Consider the following 3,668-nt stretch of genomic DNA (forward strand, 5'->3'; position numbering starts at 1 on the left):
TGGTCCTGAAGTATGCGGGCCGCATAGGCGACAGCATCTTCCGGCGTGACAGAACCATCTGTGTCGATGTCGAGCGTCAGCTTGTCATAGTCCAGCACGGTGCCTTCGCGCGTGTCTTCGACCAGGTACGCAACGCGGCGGACAGGGCTGTAGATCGCGTCAATCGGAATGTAGCCGATCGGGGCATCTTCGGGACGGTGCGCATCGGCAGGCACATAGCCCTTGCCGGTGGCGACAGTGAATTCCATGCGGACTTCCGCGCCCTCGTCGAGCGTACAGATGACGAGGTCAGGGTTCAGCACCTTGCTGTCAGCTGGCGTTTCGATCTGGCCGGCTTTGACTTCGCCCGGACCTTTCGCCTTCAGCACCATGCGCTTGGGCGTATCGGATTCCATGAAGATGGCGACCTGCTTCAGGTTCAGCACGATCGTGGTAACGTCTTCGCGGACACCCGGGATCGCAGAGAACTCGTGAACAACGCCGTCGATCTGCACGCCAATGATGGCGGCGCCCTGAAGCGACGACAGGAGCACGCGGCGCAGCGCGTTGCCGAGCGTCGTGCCGTAGCCGCGCTCAAGCGGCTCGATGACCAGCTTTGCTTTCCGCTTGGTGTCATATCCAGCCTGAACCACAGGACGGTTCGGGCGGATCAGCTCTTTCCAGTTGCGGTCGTTGACGGAGATAAGTTCTTTGTCAGCCATGGGCGACTTTCCTTGAAAGCGGCAAGCGGCGCAAAGTGCGCCGCAGGAAATGGTTTAATTAGACGCGGCGGCGTTTCGGCGGGCGGCATCCATTGTGTGGGATCGGCGTCGTGTCATTGATCGACGTCACCGTCAGACCAACAGCCTGAAGCGCACGCAGCGCGCTCTCACGACCTGAACCCGGTCCACGCACATTCACTTCAACCGTCTGGAGGCCGTGCTCCTGGGCTTTCTTCGCAGCGTCTTCAGCAGCCATCTGCGCAGCATAAGGCGTCGACTTGCGCGACCCTTTGAAGCCCACGACACCCGAAGACGACCAGGAAATCGCGTTTCCCTGTGCGTCGGTGATCGTGACCATCGTGTTGTTGAAGCTCGAGTTCACATGAACGATACCAGTGGTAATGTTCTTGCGCTCTCTGCGGCGGACTCGTGTGGTTGTATCGCGGGCCATGTCGGTCTGATCCTATTTCTTCTTGCCGGCGATCGGCTTGGCCGGGCCCTTGCGGGTACGGGCATTGGTGTGGGTGCGCTGGCCGCGGACAGGCAGCTTGCGACGATGGCGCAGGCCGCGATAGCAACCCAGGTCCATAAGGCGCTTGATGTTCATCGACGTGTCGCGGCGAAGGTCGCCTTCGACCATGTAGCCGCCATCAATCGCTTCACGAATGCCAATGACTTCAGCGTCCGACAGTTCAGCGACGCGGCGAGTAGGATCAATGCCCACTTTTTCAATAATTTCGCGTGCCATCGCCGGACCAATACCGTGAATATAACGCAGCGCGATTTCTACGCGCTTATTGGTCGGGATGTTAACGCCTGCAATACGGGCCAAAGCCGTTACTCCTGAAGCGACTGTTTCAAACATAAAGAGCGCAAGGGGGCGGATCCCGCCCCGTCGCGCACTGGCGATTAAGCCTTAAGCTAAGAGAAGAGGCTTATACCCCTGCAATTTTCCGCGTCAACAGCGGAATCCCAGCTTTAGGCGGTCTGTTTCAGGGCCGTGTCAATTTCGGACGCGACCGTGTCGATTTCACCCATTCCGTCGATTTCGACCAGTACGCCGCGTTCGGCATAGATCGGCAGCAAGGGCGCTGTATCTTCATAGTATTTTTCGAGCCGGCGCGAGAAGGTTTCCGGATTGTCGTCCTTCCGGCCCTGCTCCTCGAACCGCTTGGTCACACGGCTCAGCAGCTTGTCATCGTCGACCAGCATGCGGATCACGAGATCCACGGCACTGCCGCGCGATTCCAGCAAAGCATCCAGTGCCTCGGCCTGGCCGACCGTGCGTGGAAAACCATCGAAGATGAAGCCCGGCGCACCGGCCTGCACTTCCAGCTGCTCGTCGATCAGGGCAATCACGATCTCATCCGACACGAGGCCGCCCTCGTCCATGATCTGGGCAACGCGCTCGCCGAGCTCAGAGCCTGAGGCGCGCGCAGCGCGCAACATGTCGCCGGTGGAAAGCTGGACGAATCCGCGCTCCTCCACGAGACGTTTGGCTTGTGTACCCTTTCCGGCCGCGGGCGGCCCGAATAGTATCAAATTCATTTCTTACGGCCCCCGAGCTTCGACTTCTTGATCATGCCTTCATACTGGTGCGCGATCAAATGCGACTGAATCTGCGTGACCGTATCCATTGTTACAGAAACCACAATGAGTAGAGATGTCCCACCTATATAAAACGGGATCTCGGGGAAATAGCGGCGCAGGAGCTCGGGAAGGATACAGACGAAGACCAGGTAGAGGGCACCGATCGTGGTCAGGCGCGTTAGGACATAGTCTATATAGGCCGCTGTGTTGGACCCCGGACGGATGCCGGGAATGAACCCGCCATACTTGCGCAAATTGTCTGCCGTCTCTTCCGGATTGAACATGATCGACGTGTAGAAGAAGCAGAAGAAGGCAATCAGGACGGCCTGCGTGATGATGTAGGTCCACGAGCCCGGCGAGAAGTGAGTCGCCAGAACGCCCAGAATACCGCTGCCGCCGCCGTCCACCGCGTTGCCACCGAGGAAACCGATCGCCGTCATCGGCAGCATCAGCAGGGCCGAAGCGAAGATCGGTGGAATAACGCCCGACGTGTTGATCTTGAGCGGCAGGAAGCTGCGCTGGCCTTGCGCGAAGCCTTGCGACTGCTGGCGCTTGGGATACTGGATCAGCAATCGCCGCTGCGAGCGCTCCATGAACACGATGAACATGACCAGGGCGATGACCATGGCTGCGATGGCAATCACGAAGACGATGTTCACCGATGTAGTACGCGCTTGCGTGATCAGGTTGAAGATCGCGCGCGGCAGCTCGGCCACGATGCCCGCGAAGATGATCAGCGAGATGCCGTTGCCGATGCCACGTGCGGTGATCTGCTCACCCATCCACATCAGCAGCATGGTGCCGCCGGTCAGCGTCACGACGCCGGTCAGGATGAAGAACCAGGGCGCGATGCCCTCGATGCGGACGGCCGACAGGCCGCCTGCAATGGCGAAGGACTGAACCAGCGCGAACGCGAGCGTCAGGTAGCGGGTGTACTGGTTGATCTGCTTACGGCCCGATTCGCCCTCTTTCTTGAGTTTTTCAAGCGTAGGCGACGCAGACGTCATCATCTGGATGATGATCGACGCGGTGATGTAAGGCATCACGTTCAGGGCGAAGACGCCCATCCGCTCGACGGCGCCGCCGGCAAACAGGTTCATCGATCCGAGAATGCCGCTGGACTGGCTGGCGAACAGGCTCGCGTATTGCGATGGGTCGAGGCCGGGAATCGGGATGAACGTGCCTAGCCGGTACAGGACGAGAATCGCCAGCGTGAACAGGATCCGGCTCTGGAGGTCCTTGGCTTTCCCGAAGCTCGCAAAATTGACGTTGCGAGCCATTTGTTCTGCAGCATTCGCCATCGGCCGTTCAGCCTCCCTGAAAAAGCGTTCGCCGCCAAAATCGGCGGCGAAACAGTGTTTGTGAAGGGGTGTCGAA

At 59.4% G+C, this 3,668-nt stretch carries 5 protein-coding genes; all 5 read right to left on the reverse strand.

Annotated features, from left to right (window positions below; translation table 11 throughout):
- The coding region (locus AADA04_RS05300; RefSeq protein ID WP_340692204.1) for a DNA-directed RNA polymerase subunit alpha at positions 1 to 701 on the reverse strand (701 nt) is incomplete at its 3' end.
- A 58-nt stretch (positions 702 to 759) separates the two neighbouring features.
- Positions 760 to 1,152, reverse strand: coding sequence for a 30S ribosomal protein S11 (rpsK, locus tag AADA04_RS05305; protein WP_340692205.1), 393 nt, complete (start codon positions 1,150 to 1,152; stop codon positions 760 to 762).
- Between the two features lie 12 nt (positions 1,153 to 1,164).
- Complete coding sequence (rpsM, locus tag AADA04_RS05310) at positions 1,165 to 1,533, reverse strand: 30S ribosomal protein S13 (RefSeq protein ID WP_340692206.1); 369 nt, start codon at positions 1,531 to 1,533, stop codon at positions 1,165 to 1,167.
- A gap of 146 nt (positions 1,534 to 1,679) precedes the next feature.
- Positions 1,680 to 2,249 carry an adenylate kinase gene (locus tag AADA04_RS05315; RefSeq protein WP_340692207.1) on the reverse strand — a complete coding sequence of 190 codons (570 nt, stop codon included), beginning with the start codon at positions 2,247 to 2,249 and terminating at the stop codon, positions 1,680 to 1,682.
- Positions 2,246 to 3,668: preprotein translocase subunit SecY (gene secY / locus AADA04_RS05320; protein WP_340692208.1), on the reverse strand; the 1,423-nt coding region annotated here is incomplete at its 5' end. The genes AADA04_RS05315 and secY, both read right to left, overlap by 4 nt.

Origin of the sequence: Hyphomonas sp. (genome assembly GCF_037969335.1) — a bacterium.
Lineage (GTDB): Bacteria > Pseudomonadota > Alphaproteobacteria > Caulobacterales > Hyphomonadaceae > Hyphomonas.

Excerpts from the sequence above, each read along its gene's own strand:
- rpsK (WP_340692205.1), bottom strand. The coding sequence starts at position 1,152 with ATGGCCCGCGATACAACCACACGAGTCCGCCGCAGAGAGCGCAAGAAC.
- AADA04_RS05315 (WP_340692207.1), bottom strand. The coding sequence starts at position 2,249 with ATGAATTTGATACTATTCGGGCCGCCCGCGGCCGGAAAGGGTACACAA.